This window comes from Mycobacterium sp. NGS67 (assembly GCF_059812185.1).
Window position 1 is genome coordinate 39,844 of sequence record NZ_JCALCF010000031.1, and the last position, 16,992, is coordinate 56,835.

General features: G+C 68.6%; 12 protein-coding genes. 4 read left to right on the plus strand and 8 right to left on the minus strand.

Annotated features, from left to right (window positions below; all coding sequences use genetic code 11):
• Window positions 1–2: 2 nt before the first annotated feature.
• From AC5Y4D_RS22790 to AC5Y4D_RS22820, 7 genes are all read right to left on the minus strand, one after another.
• Window positions 3–311, minus strand: coding sequence for a PE family protein (locus AC5Y4D_RS22790; RefSeq protein ID WP_499943961.1), 309 nt, complete (start codon window positions 309–311; stop codon window positions 3–5).
• Window positions 308–4,300: a type VII secretion protein EccCa gene (gene eccCa, locus AC5Y4D_RS22795; protein ID WP_499992445.1), complete on the minus strand. Its 3,993-nt coding sequence runs from the start codon at window positions 4,298–4,300 to the stop codon at window positions 308–310. Before eccCa ends, AC5Y4D_RS22790 begins: the two co-directional genes overlap by 4 nt.
• Window positions 4,297–5,895 carry a type VII secretion protein EccB gene (gene eccB / locus AC5Y4D_RS22800; RefSeq protein ID WP_499992446.1) on the minus strand — a complete coding sequence of 533 codons (1,599 nt, stop codon included), beginning with the start codon at window positions 5,893–5,895 and terminating at the stop codon, window positions 4,297–4,299. Before eccB ends, eccCa begins: the two co-directional genes overlap by 4 nt.
• The gene (eccA, locus tag AC5Y4D_RS22805; protein ID WP_499992447.1) at window positions 5,892–7,724 is read right to left on the minus strand and encodes a type VII secretion AAA-ATPase EccA; all 1,833 of its coding nucleotides are present in this window, start codon (window positions 7,722–7,724) and stop codon (window positions 5,892–5,894) included. The genes eccB and eccA overlap by 4 nt, the downstream gene beginning before the upstream one ends.
• A 272-nt stretch (window positions 7,725–7,996) precedes the next feature.
• The gene (locus AC5Y4D_RS22810; RefSeq protein WP_499992448.1) at window positions 7,997–8,899 is read right to left on the minus strand and encodes a class I SAM-dependent methyltransferase; all 903 of its coding nucleotides are present in this window, start codon (window positions 8,897–8,899) and stop codon (window positions 7,997–7,999) included.
• A gap of 30 nt (window positions 8,900–8,929) precedes the next feature.
• Window positions 8,930–10,525 (minus strand): PPE family protein, encoded by a 1,596-nt coding sequence (locus tag AC5Y4D_RS22815; protein ID WP_500038274.1) that lies wholly within the window; start codon window positions 10,523–10,525, stop codon window positions 8,930–8,932.
• Between the two features lie 133 nt (window positions 10,526–10,658).
• Complete coding sequence (locus AC5Y4D_RS22820) at window positions 10,659–11,567, minus strand: oxygenase MpaB family protein (protein WP_500038275.1); 909 nt, start codon at window positions 11,565–11,567, stop codon at window positions 10,659–10,661.
• 95 nt (window positions 11,568–11,662) lie between these two features.
• Between AC5Y4D_RS22820 and AC5Y4D_RS22825 the strand changes: the two genes are divergently transcribed.
• Window positions 11,663–12,328, plus strand: coding sequence for a TetR/AcrR family transcriptional regulator (locus AC5Y4D_RS22825; RefSeq protein ID WP_499943968.1), 666 nt, complete (start codon window positions 11,663–11,665; stop codon window positions 12,326–12,328).
• Here AC5Y4D_RS22825 and AC5Y4D_RS22830 read toward each other — a convergent pair.
• Window positions 12,325–12,906 (minus strand): VOC family protein, encoded by a 582-nt coding sequence (locus AC5Y4D_RS22830; RefSeq protein ID WP_499943969.1) that lies wholly within the window; start codon window positions 12,904–12,906, stop codon window positions 12,325–12,327. The genes AC5Y4D_RS22825 and AC5Y4D_RS22830 overlap by 4 nt on opposite strands.
• 73 nt (window positions 12,907–12,979) lie before the next feature.
• Between AC5Y4D_RS22830 and AC5Y4D_RS22835 the strand changes: the two genes are divergently transcribed.
• From AC5Y4D_RS22835 to AC5Y4D_RS22845, 3 genes are read left to right on the plus strand one after another with little or no spacing between them, the layout of a single operon-like run.
• Window positions 12,980–13,618, plus strand: coding sequence for a TetR/AcrR family transcriptional regulator (locus AC5Y4D_RS22835; protein ID WP_499943970.1), 639 nt, complete (start codon window positions 12,980–12,982; stop codon window positions 13,616–13,618).
• Window positions 13,615–14,730: an alpha/beta hydrolase gene (locus tag AC5Y4D_RS22840; protein WP_500038276.1), complete on the plus strand. Its 1,116-nt coding sequence runs from the start codon at window positions 13,615–13,617 to the stop codon at window positions 14,728–14,730. Before AC5Y4D_RS22835 ends, AC5Y4D_RS22840 begins: the two co-directional genes overlap by 4 nt.
• Before the next feature lie 58 nt (window positions 14,731–14,788).
• Window positions 14,789–16,963 carry an acyl-CoA dehydrogenase family protein gene (locus AC5Y4D_RS22845; protein ID WP_500038277.1) on the plus strand — a complete coding sequence of 725 codons (2,175 nt, stop codon included), beginning with the start codon at window positions 14,789–14,791 and terminating at the stop codon, window positions 16,961–16,963.
• The last annotated feature ends 29 nt before the right edge of the window (window positions 16,964–16,992 follow it).

Here is a 16,992-nt window from a genome sequence, read left to right on the forward strand (position 1 = left end):
ATTCAGCCGCCCGCGATCCCGTACGTCGCAGCGGCCGCCGCGTCACCGGCGAGGTAACTGGCGCCGGCCGTGCCGACACCGACGCCGGCACGACCCAGCTCTTCGACACCCTGGGCCGCCACCGCGGCGTGCTCCTGGCCCTGCGCGCTGAACCCGGCGGCGGTCTGCAGCGAAACCGGGTCCGCCGCCGGCGGCACCACCGCGGTGATCAACGGCGCCGCGGCGGCGTGCGCGGCGGCCAGACGCGCCGTCAGCGCCTCCACCGCGGCGCTGGCGCCGGCCAATCCTTCTGGAACCACTCGCAGCGTCATGACTGACTTCCCTTCTGTTGCGTCTCACCGGATATCGCCGCCGCACCGACGAGCGGGTTGACCAGCTGCACGTAGGTCGGGTAATCGCTGTCGGTGAGCAATATGGCCCGCCCCGCCGGTAGCCGACTGAACCGCTGGCCCCGGATCTTGCCGCTGTCCTGCGGGTTTCCGGCCAGCATCAATGTCGTCGCCTGCAGGTCGTTGAACCTGCGCAGCAACGGGTTGGTCATCAACGCGTGCGACGACCCGGACGCCCGGCCGGTCACGATCACCCGCAGTCCCAGGTCGGCGGCCTGCCCCAGCAGCCCGATCAGCGGGGTCCAGGGCCGCTGTCCGAGGTAAGGGCCGGAGGTCGCGGCGGAGTCCGGGATCTGGTCGACGTCGTCGATGATCAGGTAGTGCGTGTGGCCCTGGAATGTCCAGCGCGACAACTCGGCCGGTGACAGACCGGCCGGTGGCCGGCGTGCCTCGATGAGGTTGGCCAGCCCGATCATCGCCGGGGTGATCCGGTCGATGTTGGCGGTGTACTCGTTGTCGGCGAACAGCGGTTCGTCGACGAGGTGCAACCGGCGGTCCAGCACGGTGAAGGCCACCTGGTCGGAAGTCGAGTTCTCCCGGACGGTGCGGATGATGTGGCGCAGCAGGGTGGTCTTGCCCGACTTGCTGTCGCCGAACACCATCAGCAGCGGATTCTCGGCGAAGTCGTGCACCACCGGCGCGAGGTCCTCTTCGCGCTGGCCGATCACCACCTGCTCCGGTCCCCGGTGCAGCGAACCCACCGCTGCCGGTGCGAGGTCGGTGGGCAGCAACCGCACCGGCGGCGCCGACTGGCCCGGGTAGCGGGCGTTGATCGCCGGGATCTGCTCCAACTCCGGTTCGGCGAACAGGAAATGCTGGGCGGCCATGGTCAATCCGCGACCCGGCAGGTCGTGCGGGACGGCGTCGGCCGGACGGCTCAGTGCCCCGGTCACCCGCACGTTGCTGTCCCGCGCGTCGTGCAGCTTGAGCTCCAGGCGCAGACCAAGCCCGTCGCGCATCGCCAGCGGCACCTCCAGCCAGCTGGGCGTGGTGATGACCACGTGGATGCCGTAGGCCAGGCCGACGTTGACCAGTTCGGTCACCTTGGCCAGCAACGGGTTTCGGGTGTTGAACTGGTCGACGTTGTCGCGGCCGAAGCCGTACAGGTTGTCGATGACGAGGAAGACCTCGCCGAACCCGTCGTCCTTGTCCAGCCGGTGGCCGTGTCCGTTCGCGGGACGGTCCCGGAACGCCTCGCGCTGCTGACGGGACAGCAGCAGCTGCTCCAGCTCGCCGAAGGTGCGGCGGATGCGTTCGGGCTCGAGCGCCGAGGCGACACTGCCGACGTGCGCCAGGCCTTCCAGCGCGCGTAGCTGTCCGCCGCCGTAGTCCAGGCAGTAGAAGGTGACGTCGCGCGGCGAGTGCAGGCTGGCAGCCGACATGATGAACGTCTGCAGCGCAGTGGATTTGCCGGACTTGGGGCCGCCGTGGATCACCACGTTGCCGGCCGACGACGTCGCGTCGAACACCAGCGGGTCGCGGCGCATCTCGAAGGGCTTGTCCACCTCGCCGAGCGGCCAGCGCCACTGCCGGGCCGGCACGCCGGCCCGCGCCAGCACCGAGGTCAGCGGGATCGGCTCGTCCAGCGGCGGCAGCCACAGCTGCGGCGCCTTGGGCCCGTATGCGGCCAGTTGCTCGCCGATGGTCGCGATCAGCTTGCGCGGCGGACCGATCGGCTCGTCGTCCTCGGCCCCGGTGATCACGGTGCCCGGATCGGGCTCCACCGGGCCGGCGCTGAACAGCTTGGGCTCCGGAACCGACTGCACCACCAGGGTTTTCGCCGCCTGCGGCGGCTCGTAGATGCCGTCGACGTAGGTGGAGCGGAACTTGATCGGGGTGGCCCCGGGTGCGGGCACCAGGAACCCGATGCCTTTGTGCTCCTTGCCCGACTCGATGTGGTAGGCGTCCTCCACCCCGATGATCTGGCGCGACACACTGGGGCTGGCCACCTTCAGACCGATCCGGTAGGAGGTGTTCTTGTCGATGTCCTTGATCTTGCCGACGTCCAGTGTCTGCGACGCGAACAGGATATGGATGCGGAACGAGCGCCCCTTGCGGGCCACGTAGTCGAACAACTCCGCGTATTCCGGGTGGTCGGCCAGCATCAGGGTGAACTCGTCGGCGACCACGAAAAGCGTTGGGATGGGCGGCAGGTCATGCCCGCCGGCCTGAGCGGCTTCGTACTCGGTCACCGAGTTGAACGCGCTGCCCTGCACCCGGCGGCCCGCCTCGCGCAGCAGCATCTCGCGCCGCGCCACCTCGCCGCGCAGCGTGTCGGCGAACCGGTCGGCCAACGACTTCTTCTCGGCCATGTTGGAGATGACCGCGACCACCTGCGGGAAGTTGCGGAAGCTGTCGGCCCCGGCCTCACCCTTGAAGTCGGCGTAGATGACGATCAGCCGGTCGGCGGAGTGAGTGGTCAACAGCGACAACAGAATCGACATCAACGTCTGCGACTTGCCCGAGCCGGTCATACCGATCATCAGGCCGTGCGGACCCATCCCGCCCTCGGCCTCGTCCTTGAGGTCGAACATCAGCGGCTCACCCGTGGCGGTGACGCCGATCGGCACCCGCAACTCGTCGTCACGGCGTCGCGGCGCGAACAGGGCGGGGACGTCCAGCCGGGACGCATCCGAAATGCCCAGCAGGGTAGTGAAATTCGCGCCGCGGGTGGCCGCCGAGCGCAGCCCGGTATGCGTCGGGTTGGAGTCCCACCGGGACAGCCGACGGGCCAGGTGTGCCGCGTCGTCGGCGCCGAACAGATCGGCGGCGTCGATATAGGGCTGCCAGCCGCCGGTCTGCCACCGGTCGATGCTGCCCTGGGCGACCCGCAGGATCGGCTTCTCCGGGTCCGAGTACTGCTCGCGGTTGGGCGCCGTGGCCGAGATGTGCAGCACCGTGACGCCGGCCCGACCGGCCGACAGCGGCGAACCGGTCAGGTCGTAGTCGGGATCGTCGACGACAATCAGCAAGTGCCGCAACGCATCCACCGGCTGCCCGGTGAACGCGGGGCGCTCGTCGAGGGCAGGCTCCAACAGGTCTATCAGCTCGTCGGGATCGGTGGTGAGGTAGCGGGCCGGACCGACACCGTCGACCTGGCCGGGAATGTCGACGTGCGGCAACCACTTCAGCCACGACCAGTCGTCGGTCTCCAGATCGCGGGAGGCCAGCGCCACACCGAGCACCGTCGGGTCATGCCAGGTCACCGCCTGGGCGATCCAGGCACGTACCGCCCCGCGGACGTCTGCGCTGTCGCCCAGCACGCTGATCCGGGAGACCTTGCTCAGGTCGATGCCGGCCGGTACGTCCGGCACGGTGCGCTGGGTGTCCAGCAGGCTGCGTAATGCGCTGTGCGACACCGGTTCCAGGTCGACCTCGTCGGCGGTGTCGTTGACCCGCAGCGCCGTGGTCAGCGGCGCGGAATGCCGACCGGCGCGCAGCACCAGGAAGTCCGGGTCGTGCGGGTCGCGCTCCCACTGCCGACGGGATCCGGGCACCGCGGCCAGTGCTTCGGGCTCGGGGTGCGACCACTGCGCGGCGGCGCGCTGCTCGGCGGCCTGGGCGCGGATGTTGTCCCGGACCACCGACAGGTACCGCAGATAGTCGGCCCGCTCGGCGTCGACTTCTTCGGTGCGCATCTTGTTGCTGTCGCCGCGGTAGAGCGCGGTCGCGGCAAGCAGCAGCACGAACGGGAAGAACAGCGTCTGCGGCGAGATCAACCGCATGCCGGTGGCGAACAACGCGACGATCATGCCGACGATCAGGATCCCGATCAGGTACGGCATCGCCCGCCGGAACAGCGACGGCGGGATCACCCGCGGCAGCTCCGGCGGCGCCTCGATGGTGATGGTTCCCTTGCGGGCGCTCGGCGGCGTCAACCGCCGGCGCGCCTCGAAGATCAGTCTGCTCATCGGGGCTCCCCTTCGGCGGCTACCGGATGGCCCGGTCGGCTGTCCGGCGGCAAACCGTCATGCGCCAGCAGCGCATCGGCGCGCGACAGCGTCGGGCCAGTTGCGAACAAGGACAGGACCGACCAGGGGATGGCCAGCGGCGGCGACTTGAGGCCAAGCGCCTCAACCGTTTTGCCGTTGACCCCGGACCGGTCGGACTCGGTGTCGATGCCGTACCGGACACCGGTGTCGGATACCCAGAACAGCGAACCGGTGGCCGGCGCCGCCGGACCCCCGCCCGCGGTCTGGGTGAAGTATCCGGTGCCGGGGGTGAGCGCGACTTTCGCCCCGCCGCCGACCAGTTCGACGGTCCGCACACCCTCGGTGACCGGCAGCGCCGAACCCGAGAGCAACGTCAGCGAGCTGGTGGCAGCGCCGTTCGGCTTGCTCCAGAACGCGCAGGCAACGGGGCTGCTGGCGGCGTCGACGACGGTGACCGGTTGGGCGGGGTAGCGCGAGGTGTCCAGCAGCCGCGACACCGGCAGCTTGGCGACCTCGTCGGCACCCAGCCGCGGCGGCTGTTGCAGGCCATGGGAATTGGTGTTGCGCAAGACCGAGGCCAGCACCGGTGAGATCGACTGCAGACCGTCGGGCAGCACGGCGTAGAACGTGTCCGAGCCGGCCTTGTCCAGCGAGTAGGCCACCACGACCCCGCCGATCGGCGCGGGGACCGCGAAGCCGGCCGGAGCACCCGCGTTGGGGATGGGTGGTGCGGTCAGCGGCGCCGATTCCGGTATGGCGTTGAACAATCCGGCGGCTATGGGTCGCGGTGCGGGCACCTCGGTGCCCAAGCCCAGCGCGTTGGTGACCGCGCGGTCGGCCAGGTCGATCCGGCTGCGCTTGCCGTCCCACAGCAGCCAGGTTCCGTTCCCTCCCGAAGAGGCTGCGTCCACCAGCAGCGCCTGGGTCGAGCCGATCGCGGCTGCGCGGGTGCCGTCGCTGTACGGCTTGCCCGCGATGACGGTCACGCCGGTGCTGCGCGCGCCGCGGCCGGGCTGCCCGGTGACGGCGTCACACACCGTCCAGGCGGCGTCGCGGGCGCTGCTCTGCACCATGCGTTCCGGGGCGCCCGGGATGCCGACCAGGTTGCCGCGCGGAAAGCGGTCCAGCTCAGCGCTTTTCACCGTGGTGGGGTTGACCGGCTGACCGGCGATCAGGCGGGCGGAGGTCAGGTTCAGCACCGGATGCAGCTGGTCGCCGACCCGCACATAGAGCGCGGCGGTGGACCGGTCGGCCAGGACCGCGTTGTTGCCGACCTGCCCGTTGGGCCGGATCAGCGAAAACACAAAGCAGCCAAGCAATCCGGTGATCAGCAGCAGCGCACCCATCAGCACGGCCCGGGACTGGGTCCGTAGCGGGTCGACCAGCATCCTGGTGTCGTGCAACGCGATTCCCGAGGCGATGCGGCGCATCACGAACCGCCAGCCGGTCACCTGGTGGCGGGTGACGAAGCCACGACGGTACTCGACCTTGTCGGGGTTGTCGTTGACCGGAGTCCGGGACGCGAACGAACGGCGGTCGTCACCCCATTCGTTGTCCGAGTCGTTCTTGCTCATGCCGGCACCGACAGCCCGAGGCCACGCAGCAGCGGGGCCACCGTATTGCCGACGTCTTGTGCGGTGATTGTCATCAGGTCCTCGTCGGTGAACTCACCCGTGCCGGCTTGTTCGGAATGATCGAGCCGGAACTCACGCTCTTCTTCCGAACGCTCGACCACGTTCCGTACGAACCGGCCGTTGCCGGCGATGTCCAGGTTGCGCCGGTCTATCCCGTTGCTGTCCGGCGACGACGTCTCGGCCAGGTGAGTGAAGAGCCGTTGCATGTCGTCGAGTGCCGCCTGTTCGAACATGCTGTCGCGTTGCTGCGCCATGAGATTCGCGATCTCAGTCAACTCCGACGGCTGGTACGACGGGAAGTCGATGCTGCGGGTGAACCGGGACCGTAGACCCTCGTTGGTGTCCAGGAACTTGTCGAGGTCGGCGCGGTATCCGGCGATGATGACCACCAGCCGGTCGCGGTCGTTCTCCATGCGCGCCAATAACGTGTCGATGGCCACCAGACCGAAGTCGTTCTTGGCTCCGGTGGCCACCAGTGCATACGCCTCGTCGAGAAACAGCACCCCGTCCAGCGCGCTGTCGATGATCGCGTTGGTCTTGGCCTCGGTCTCGCCGATGTGCTGGCCGATCAGGTCGGCGCGGTGCACCTCGCGGATGTTCTCCCGCTTCAGCAGTCCCAGGCCGCAATAGATCTTCGCCACCACTCGGGCAATGGTGGTCTTACCCGTCCCGGGCGGGCCGGCGAACACCAAATGATGGGTGCGCTGGGCGACGGTGAGTCCGCGTTGCTGGCGCAGTACGGCCATGGCGACCGAACTCTTGAGCCGGGCAACCTGATTCTTCACCTCGTTCAGGCCGATGAACTCGTTGAGCGCCACCTCCGCTTCGGCCAGCAACGCGGCCTTACGTTCCCGTGCGCCCGGGTCCACGAAGTCGGCGTCGCTGGGTTCGGTGTCGCGGTTCCACGGGTCGGTCCGCGCTTCGATGCGGGCCGCGGTGGTGGTGACCATTCCGAAGCTCGGGTCGGACAGCGCCTGCTCGATCTCTTCGTTCTCCGGGTTGGCCGCGTAGAGCTCGTGCAGCACGTCGCTGGCGGCTTCTTCGTCGACGTGCGCCCGCAGCGCGAGAGCTTTGGCCAGCGCGCCGTCGACCGCCGCCACGGCGATCGGACCCTCGGGCTCCTCGAGGTAGGACAGCGCGGGAGCGAACATCCCCAGCCGGGCCAGCGAGGTACCCAGGGCGATCTTCACCGCGTGCGCGAACGCCGCGTCGAGGTCGGCGTCGTTGACGATCGGGGTGAGCAGCTTGACGACGTCCGACCAGCGTTCGGCCCGGTAGTTGATGACCACCGCGATCCAGCGGGCCTCACGCGACTGGGGGCGGCGCTCGGCGATGCGGCTGACGATGTCGTATGCCTGGGCAAACTCCCCTTCGGATGCCAGGGTGGCCGCGTAGGCGAGGTGGAAGTCGTCGGGACTGGTGGCACGGAACTGCAGATACAGGCCGGTGTCGTAGCGGAACCCGAGGGCACCGCGGGCCAGCTCGACCTGCCGCTGCAACACTCCGGCCGTCGCCGCGGTGCGCGAAACCTGTTCCAGCACACGCTTGGACGTGTCGCCGGAAGCGGCCAGGCCGGTCCACGCGTCGCACTGGTCGTGGGCGATCCGGGTGAGCGCGCTGAATCCCGATCGCGCCGCGCTCAGATCCGCCGGGCGCTGCCGTTCGTAGACCGCGATGCCCAGGGCGCGGCAGCACGTCGCGAATCTGCTGACCACGTCCTCGTCGACCCTGCCGTCGGTCCGGGATGCGCGGGGCTGAGCCCCAATCATGCCGATATCACCGCGTTCACGCCCCGCCTTCTTTTGGAAGAAAAGATCACCGCTGGCCGACTCCGCCTGCGGTTAGCCTCACGAAGTTAGCATTCCCTAAGCTAACTGTCGAGGCGGTCGATCGCGTGCGCTTCGCCACATCAATTCCCGTCTTGGCACGTCTGACCAGCATTTCTTGCGCTGGCCGCACTGAGCGGCCGCCCGGGTACACAGCTTACTGAATATGATTTTCATTAACAACGGCGGGGGTCGTTGCCCGCGCCGGGGGCCGGCTACGGCTTGGCGGCGCTGACCAGAGTGTTGCGGGCGAACATCGGCGCGGCCTCGGACTCCGGCCCGGGTACCGGCCGGCCCACCTCACGCAGGTAGTCGTTCAGTGGCGTGCCGACGGCCGTCCACCCGTGCTGACCGAACCACTCGGCGGCGGGGGCGCACTGTTCGTTGTAGACCAACTGGAAGAAGGGACGCTGGTTGGCTTCCGGGTCGGCGCGCTCCTCTTCGACCTTGGCTTCGTATTCGTCCTGGGGCAGCGGAGCGCCGTCCTCGACGGCGACGTGACTGCCGAGGGCAGCCAGCGCGTCGATGCCGGTGAACAGCGCCTCCTGAGCGGCGGCCGGAAGATAGATCAGCAGTCCCTCGGCGATCCAGGCCGAAAACTGGGTGGGGTCGAATCCGTTGTCCTGCAACGCTTGTGACCAGTCGTCGCGCAGATCGACGGCGATCTCCCGGCGCTCGGCGCGGGGTTGCACACCGTGCTCGGCGAGCACCTCGCGCTTGAAGTCGAGCACCTGCGGCTGGTCCAGCTCGAAGATCGTCGTCCCGTCGGGCCAGGGCAGCCGGTAGGCCCGGGAGTCCAGTCCGGCCGCCAGGATGACGACCTGTCGGGCGCCGGCGGCGGCGGCGCGCTGGAAGTACGCGTCGAAATATCTGGTGCGACCGCCCTGGAAGTCGACGAAGTGCCGGCCGAAGTCTTCGCTGAGCAACTCGTGGTCGGGTGCCTGGCCGTCCAGGACCTCAGCCCAGGAACCGCCGACGGCGCGGCAGAACAATTCCGCGTACGGGTCGACGGCCAGCGGGTCGGGCTTCTGCGCCTCCAGCGCCCGCGCGGTGGCCACGAACAGCGCCGTCGACCCCACGCTCGTGGTGATGTCCCAGCTGTCACCTTCGCTTCGCACCCGCCCGACCTTACGCGTGCCCGCCGAAGTTCAGCCGCGATCCGCATCCCAGCTGCCGGGCAGCATCGGCACCCGTGGACCGCCGCCGAATTCGTCGCCGGCCAGGGCCGTCAGCCCGGCCGCCGCACCGGCTGCTTCGCGGTGCACGGTGCCGGTGAAGCCCAGGTTTGCGGCGCCGCGATCCGAAGCACCGACCCATTCGGTTTCCGGCGATGCGCCCCAGTCCGGGTTGACATCGACATTCATGTCGGCGAACTCGTCGCCGTGCTCGTGCAGCGCCGAACGGCGCCGTCGGCGTTGGCGAGCCTGCTCGCGTGCGGCGGCGGCCGCGGCGACCGCGGCGGCGTCGGGCTCGGAAGCCTTCCTGCTGGCGCTGGCGCCGGCGCTCATTCCCGAACCGAAGCCGATGCCGGGCCCCCCACCGACCAGGAAGGGAAAACCCGGGCCGGCGGCTGCGGCGGGCGCCGGGGGCGGCGGTCCGGCGCTGGTGACCGAGCCGGCCACGGTCGAGGTCGTCGGCGCCGGGGCCGCGGGTGCGGCCGAGGCGACGACGGACGGGGCGGCGGTCCCGACAGCGGGCAGCACGGGTCCCGCGCCCACCGGTGCGAGCGCGACCGGGATCGCGGCGGGCTGGATGGCGCCCAGACCGGCCAGGCCGGCGAAACCGGAGACCGCACCCAGATTGGCGACGGCGCCGCCCATCGCGGCGGCGAACAACTGCGGGGACTGCAGCAGCGGCGCAAGTTGGGCCAGGTGGGTCGGCCAGTCGAATTCGGCCAGCTGAACCACGTACTCGATGGCACCGGCGGGGTCGGTGAACAGCTCCTGGACGAACGTTTCGAACTGCTGCCCGAACTCCAACGACCGGGCTACCCACCAGATGGGCTGCGTGGCGTCGGTGATGTCGTGCATGTGGATCCCGTTGAGGGTCTCTTCCAGGGGATTCCAGTCGATTTGCCCGTTGGTCAGGGCGCGCAGCAGGTCGGCGACGAGGTAGTCCAGTTGGGTCGGGTCGCCGTGGTCGTGACCCTCGTGGCCGTCCTCACCCTCGTGCTCGCCCTCGTGCTCGTCGTCGTGGTCGTGGTCGTCTTCGGCGTGGACGATCTCCGGTGCGGCGGTGGTCTGCGGCGTCGACGCGACCGCGGCGGCGGCCACCGCATCGTAGGACGCCATCGTGGTGGCCGCCTGGACCCACATCCGCGCGTAGTCGGCCTCGTTCAGCGCGATCGGGATGGTGTTGATTCCGAAGAAGTTGGTCGCGACCAGGATCCCGTGGACCGCGTGGTTGGTCGCCAACTCGACCAGCGTCGGCATCCCGGCCAGTGCGGTGGTGTAAGCGGCGGCCGCGGTCTCGTGCTGGGCAGCGGCATTGGCACTGTGGGCGCTGGCCTGCGTCAGCCAAGCCAGGTACGGCACGTGCGCCGCGACGTATTGCACGGCGGTCGGTCCATCCCAGGCCCCGCCCTGCACCGCACCCAGCAGCGCCATCAGTTCGTCGGCAACCTCGGTGTATTCGGTGCTCAGCGCCGACCATGCCGCGGCGGCCGACAGCAGCGGGCCCGGTCCGGGTCCACTGCTGAGCAACGCCGAGTGCACCTCCGGCGGCGACGCGAGCCAGACCGGCATCTCAGCCAGACCGGTTGATGAATATGATTTTCATTATCAGCCATTCGACACCATGGCAGGATCGAGCGCAAGTGCTGTACGGGAAGTGTCGGCGGCCGAATTCGGCTTGAGTTCGGACGACGTCCGTGCGGTGCTAGACGAGCGGGAGACCGGCCTGGATCCGCCGGTCGAGGTCCCACAGCAACACGTTGAACGGGAACTGCCGGACGAACCGCGGCATCAGGCCGTTGCTGATCTTTATCAACGCCATCAACTGGTCGAACAGGAGTTGCCGGCCGGCGTCCCATGGGAACTGCATCTCGTCGCGGAACTGTTGCGGCAGAAAGCCCGTGGTGATCAGCAGGGCGATGTTCTCCGGGATCGCGCGCAGCAGGCCCGGCATGGGCAGCCGTTTGATGCGCGCGACGGCGATCGGGTACAGATAGGCGCGCACCGCGTCGTCGATGTGCACCTTGCCCAGCGACTCCTGCCAGTACTCGTCGAAGGCCGCACGGTCGGCCGGCCACATCTCCGGCGGCACCTGCAAGGTGGTGCCCAACGTCATCGACTCTTGGTAGTGACGGTCGGCGTCCTCGTCGCTGAGCTCTCCGACGAACGTGCGGTAGACGTCTACACCGCCCTTGTAGAGGCAAGCGGCCACCCACAGCTGCAACGCGGGATCGAAGGCGTTGTACGACACGGGGCTCTCGGGAGTGGAGCGAACCTGGGCGTGGGCCCGGTTCACCGCGCGCCGGTAGGCCGCCTTCTGGCTGTCACTTCCGGCCGTGGCAACAGCAAGGTAGGTGAAGGTGGTGCGCGCCCGCTTGATCGGATGCAGGTCGATGCGCCCGCTCTCGACGCGGCTCTCCATCACGCCGTAGCCGACCCCCGGCCGCGCCAATTGCATGATCACGTTGGCAGGCCCGGCCAGCAGCGCCACTCCCATCATGCCGTCGTCGATACCCGACCGTCGCTTGCCGGACGTTCGGACCGCCCGGGCCGGATCCGACACGGCCCGCTCGACATGTCGACGCCGCTGCGGAGCCGCCTCATGAATCGCCATTTGACGGCCCTTTCGCACATTTTTTGTCCGCAAATTGTAAAAACATGTGTTCTCAGATATTTGTCCGCTCTTGCACATGTGTCAAGATGTGTCCCATGGCTCCGGACAGTGAGGGTGCCCGCGCGCGGCCGTACCGCGGCATCGACGCCGCGGTGCGCTCAGCTGAGCGGCGGCGAAAGCTGCTGGCAGCGGGTCTGGACCTGCTGGGCGCCGAGCAGCAGGATCTGTCCACGGTGACCGTTCGCAGCATCTGCCGAGAGGCCGGGGTGGCCACCCGCTATTTCTATGAGAACTTCACCGAGAAAGACGAGTTCATCGGCGCTGTTTTCGACTGGATCATCGCCGATCTGGCGGGAAAGACGCAGGCCGCGGTGATGGCGGCCCCGCCGCATGAGCAGTCCCGCGCCGGGATGGCCAATATCGTCAACACCATCGCCGACGACGCGCGTGTCGGCCGCTTGGTGTTCAGCAACCAACTCGCGGACCCCGTGGTGATCCGCAAACGCGCCGAGTCCACCGCCCTGTTCGCCCTGCTGTCCGGCCAGTACGCGGCCAGCGCACTGCAGATAGCAGCAAACGAGCGCCTCAAGATGGGTGCGCACTTCGCGGTGGGCGGCGTCGGACAGGCCATCAGTGCCTGGTTGGCCAGCGACATCCGGCTCGAGCCCGATCAACTCGTCGACCAATTGACGCTGCTGGTCAGCGAGCTCACCAACCCGGGCCTGTACGGCCTGATCGGAAAGGCCGGAGTCGCCACCTAAGGCGCAGCCGCTACCGGCGGTCGCCGGTCGGCCGCCGTCCTGGGCACCGCCGGGGTGTCGGCATCGGTGAATTCCCGCACCCAGCAGGCGAACTCCAACATGATCCCGTCGGGGTCCTGAAAGTAGAACGAGCGCACGTACACGCCGGGGTGCACCTTGGCGGCGACCTGCATCGGGCTTTCGTCGTGGTTGAGCACCGGACCCACCCGTACGCCCTTGTCCTTCAGCCGCTGCCGGTAGGCGTCGAACTTCTCGGCCGGCACGTGGAACGCGAGATGGTTCATGGTGCTGACCGCGCTGGTGATGTCACCCAGGCCCGGCAGCGCGCCCGGCGAACTCAGCCCCGGCACCCGGTCGGCGGCCTCGGCGAACCAGAAGAACGCCACGCAGTCGCCGTTGCCCGCGTCGAAGAAGAAGTGCTGCCCCGCGCCACCGGGCAGGTCGAGCGACTTGATCAGCGGCATGCCCAGGACGTTGCTGTAGAAGTCCACGGTGCGGGCCATGTCCGAGCACACCAGCGCGACGTGGTTGATCCCGCCGAGTTCGAACTCGGTGTTGACGTTGTGCGGCTTGATCATCGTGCCCCTCCCTACCTATGATCGTCCAAAACTGAATCTAACATCAGATTCAGGTCTGCGGGAGGTGCATGAGGTGACGGCCGCGGCAGAACCCAGCAGCCGTCCCGCCACGTTTCCGACTCACCGCGGTCGGCGGACCCAGGCCGCCATCGACGCTGCCGCCCGAAAAGTCATCGCGCGCAAGGGAGTTCTGGCTACCACCATCGCGGACATCACCGCCGAAGCGGGCCGTTCCGCGGCGTCGTTCTACAACTACTACGACTCGAAAGAGGCGATGGTCCGGCAGTGGGCGCTGCGTTTCCGCGACGAGGCCAACCAGCGCGCGCAGACGGTGACCCAGCACGGTCTGTCCGATCGCGAACGCGCCCACCAGGCCGCGGCGGCGCACTGGCACACCTACCGGCATCGCCTCGCGGAGATGATCGGCGTGTCCCAACTGGCGACGGTCAACGAGGACTTCGCCCAGTACTGGGCCGAAATGTGCTCGTTGCCAATCTCTTTCATCGCCGAATCGGTCAAACGCGCGCAGGCGCAGGGCTATTGCGCGGACGACGACCCACTGCTGCTGGCCGAGGCGATCGTGGCGATGTTCAACCAGTTCTGCTACATCCAACTGACCCGGACGCAGGAACCCGACGATCAGGCCTGCATCCGGACGCTGGCCAACATCTACTACCGGGCCATCTACTGCGAGGAGGATCGCTCGAGTTGACCGAGGTCATCCGCGAGTTCATCGGGTTGCCGTCGCCCACCGCCGGACGCGCCGGGGCGGGCGGACACCCGTGCCAGGGGCTCTATCACCACGCATCCGGGCATCGACCGAAGGTGGCGATGATCGCCACCCACTACCAGATCGATTTCTCCGAGCACTACCTCGCCGAGTACGCCGCGGCCCGCGGCATCGGGTTCCTGGGCTGGAACACCCGGTTTCGCGGCTTCGAGAGCAGTTTCCTGCTCGACCACGCCCTCGTCGACATCGGGGTGGGGGTGTGCTGGCTGCGTGCCGTGGCCGGCGCGGAAACGGTTGTGCTGCTTGGTAATTCGGGTGGCGGTTCGCTGATGGCGGCTTACCAGTCGCAGGCGGTGGATCCCAATGTCACCCCACTGGACGGCATGCGCCCCGCCGACGGGGTCACCGAGTTGCCGGCCGCCGACGGCTACGTCGCGACGGCAGCCCATCCGGGACGACCGGACGTGCTGACCGCCTGGATGGACGGTGCGGTCGTCGACGAGAACGATCCCGTCGCAACCGATCCCGATCTGGATCTGTTCGACGGGGACAACGGACCGCCGTACTCGGCGGAGTTCGTCGAGCGTTACCGGGCCGCGCAGGTGGCGCGCAATGACGCCATCACCGACTGGGCCGAAGCCGAGCTGAAACGTGTTCGCGCCGCGGGCTTCTCGGATCGACCGTTCACCGTGATGCGCACCTGGGCCGACCCGCGCATGGTCGACCCCGATATCGAACCGACCAAGCGCCAACCCAACTCGTGTTATGCCGGTACGCCGGAGAAGGCGAACCGCTCGGCGCGCGGCATCGCCGCGGCGACCACACTGCGCAACTGGCTGGGCATGTGGAGTCTGCGGACGGCCCAGACCCGCGCCGAGCCGCATCTGGCCCGCATCACGGTGCCGGCGCTGGTGATCAACGCCGAGGCCGACACCGGCGTGTTCCCGTCCGACGCGCAGCGCATCTACGACGGGCTGGCCGGCACCGACAAGACGCAGGCCGCGATCGACAGCGACCACTACTTCACCACCCCCGGTGCCCGCGACGAGCAGGCCGACACCATCGCGGAGTGGATCGCCAACCGGTGGGGTTGAGTCACGCCCAACCGACCGGTTGTTAGCTTGGAGGAAACCGCGCACGGGAAGGCGAACAATGCCGATCGCAATCACCCCTGAACATCAAGACCTGGCCGACTCGGTGCGGTCCCTGGTCGAACGGGTAGCGCCCTCGGAGGTGCTGCACGAGGCGATGGAAACGCCGGTGCAGAACCCGCCGCCGTACTGGCAGGCCGCCGCCGACCAGGGCCTGCCGGGTGTGCACCTGGCCGAGTCGGTCGGCGGGCAGGGGTTCGGTGTGCTCGAGCTGGCCATTGTGCTGGCCGAATTCGGATACGGCGCGGTACCCGGACCGTTCGTGCCGTCGACGATCGCCAGCGCGCTGATCGCCGCGCACGACCCCGAGGCCAAGGTGCTGGCCGAGTTGGCGTCCGGGGCGGCCATCGCCGCCTACGCGCTGGACTCCACCCTGACCGCCACCCGGCACGGTGACGCGTTGGTGATCCGCGGCGAGATCCGCGCGGTGCCGGCCGCGGCGCAGGCGTCGACCCTGGTCTTGCCGGTGGCGATCGACAGCGGCGAAGAGTGGGTGGTGCTACGCGCCGACCAGCTCGAGATCGAGCCGGTGCAGAGTATCGATCCGCTGCGGCCCGTCGCCCACGTGCGGGCCAACGCCGTCGAGGTCGGCGACGACGTGGTGCTGGACAACCTGAGCATGACCACCGCCCACGCGCTGATGACCACGCTGCTCTCGGCCGAGGCGGTGGGCGTGGCGCGCTGGGCGACCGACACCGCGTCGGGCTACGCCAAGATCCGTGAGCAGTTCGGTCGGCCGATCGGGCAGTTCCAGGCCATCAAACACAAGTGCGCCGAGATGGTCGCCGACACCGAACGGGCCACCGCCGCCGTATGGGACGCCGCCCGCGCCCTGGACGAGGGCAGCGAGCACGTCGAGTTCGCCGCGGCGGTGGCCGCCACACTGGCTCCGGCCGCCGCCCAGCGCTGCACCCAGGACTGCATCCAGGTGCACGGCGGCATCGGCTTCACCTGGGAGCACGACACCAACGTCTACTACCGCCGGGCGCTGATGCTGGCCGCGTCGTTCGGCCGCAGCTCGGAGTACCCGCAGCGGGTGGTGGACACCGCGACCAGCACCGGGATGCGCGCGGTGGACATCGACCTGGACCCGGAAACCGAGCAGTTGCGGGCCGAGATCCGGGCCGAGGTGACCGCGTTCAAGGACATGGACCGGGCGGCGCGCACAGTCGCGATCGCGGAGGCCGGCTGGGTGCTGCCCTACCTGCCCAAGCCGTGGGGCCGGGCGTCCAGTCCGGTCGAGCAGGTGATCATCGCCCAGGAGTTCACCGCCGGACGGGTCAAGCGGCCGCAGATCGGCATCGCGGCCTGGGTCATCCCGTCGATCGTCGCGTTCGGCACCGAGGAACAGCAGCAGAGGTTCCTGCCGCCGACCTTCCGCGGCGAAATGGTGTGGTGCCAGCTGTTTTCCGAGCCCGGCGCGGGATCCGACCTGGCCGGGTTGTCCACCAAGGCCACGCGGGTGGACGGCGGCTGGCGCATCACCGGACAGAAGATCTGGACGACGGCCGCGCAGTTCTCGCAATGGGGTGCCTTGTTGGCTCGTACCGACCCGAGCGCTCCGAAGCACAACGGCATCACCTATTTCCTGCTGGACATGAAGAGCGAGGGGGTGACGGTCAAGCCGCTGCGTGAGCTCACCGGGCAGGAGTTCTTCAACACCGTCTACATCGACGACGTGTTCGTGCCCGACGAGAACGTGCTGGGTGAGGCGAACCGGGGCTGGGAGGTCAGCCGCAATACCCTTACCGCCGAACGGGTTTCGATCGGCGGCAGCGATCTGAACTTCCTGGCCAGCCTGCCGGCATTCGTCGAGTTCGTCCGTGACGGGCAGTTCGACCAGACCGCCCGGCACCGCGCCGGACAGTTGATCGCCGAGGGGCACGCCGCCAAGGTGCTCAACCTGCGCTCCACGTTGTTGACGCTGGCCGGGGGTGACGCCATGCCGTCGGCGGCTATCTCCAAACTGCTGTCGATGCGCACCGGGCAGGGCTATGCCGAATTCGCGGTGTCGTCCTTCGGTTCCGATGCGGTGATCGCGGATCCCGAAACGCCGCAAGGCAAATGGGGTGACTACCTGCTGGCCAGCCGGGCCACCACGATCTACGGCGGCACGTCGGAGGTGCAGTTGAACATCATCGCCGAACGGCTGCTGGGCCTCCCCCGCGACCCGTGACGCCCCTGCGCGAGCAGACGCAAAAGCCC

Excerpts from the sequence above, each read along its gene's own strand:
- AC5Y4D_RS22790 (WP_499943961.1), bottom strand. The coding sequence starts at position 311 with ATGACGCTGCGAGTGGTTCCAGAAGGATTGGCCGGCGCCAGCGCCGCG.
- eccCa (WP_499992445.1), bottom strand. The coding sequence starts at position 4,300 with ATGAGCAGACTGATCTTCGAGGCGCGCCGGCGGTTGACGCCGCCGAGC.
- eccB (WP_499992446.1), bottom strand. The coding sequence starts at position 5,895 with ATGAGCAAGAACGACTCGGACAACGAATGGGGTGACGACCGCCGTTCG.
- eccA (WP_499992447.1), bottom strand. The coding sequence starts at position 7,724 with ATGATTGGGGCTCAGCCCCGCGCATCCCGGACCGACGGCAGGGTCGAC.
- AC5Y4D_RS22815 (WP_500038274.1), bottom strand. The coding sequence starts at position 10,525 with ATGCCGGTCTGGCTCGCGTCGCCGCCGGAGGTGCACTCGGCGTTGCTC.
- AC5Y4D_RS22820 (WP_500038275.1), bottom strand. The coding sequence starts at position 11,567 with ATGGCGATTCATGAGGCGGCTCCGCAGCGGCGTCGACATGTCGAGCGG.
- AC5Y4D_RS22825 (WP_499943968.1), top strand. The coding sequence starts at position 11,663 with ATGGCTCCGGACAGTGAGGGTGCCCGCGCGCGGCCGTACCGCGGCATC.
- AC5Y4D_RS22830 (WP_499943969.1), bottom strand. The coding sequence starts at position 12,906 with ATGATCAAGCCGCACAACGTCAACACCGAGTTCGAACTCGGCGGGATC.
- AC5Y4D_RS22845 (WP_500038277.1), top strand. The coding sequence starts at position 14,789 with ATGCCGATCGCAATCACCCCTGAACATCAAGACCTGGCCGACTCGGTG.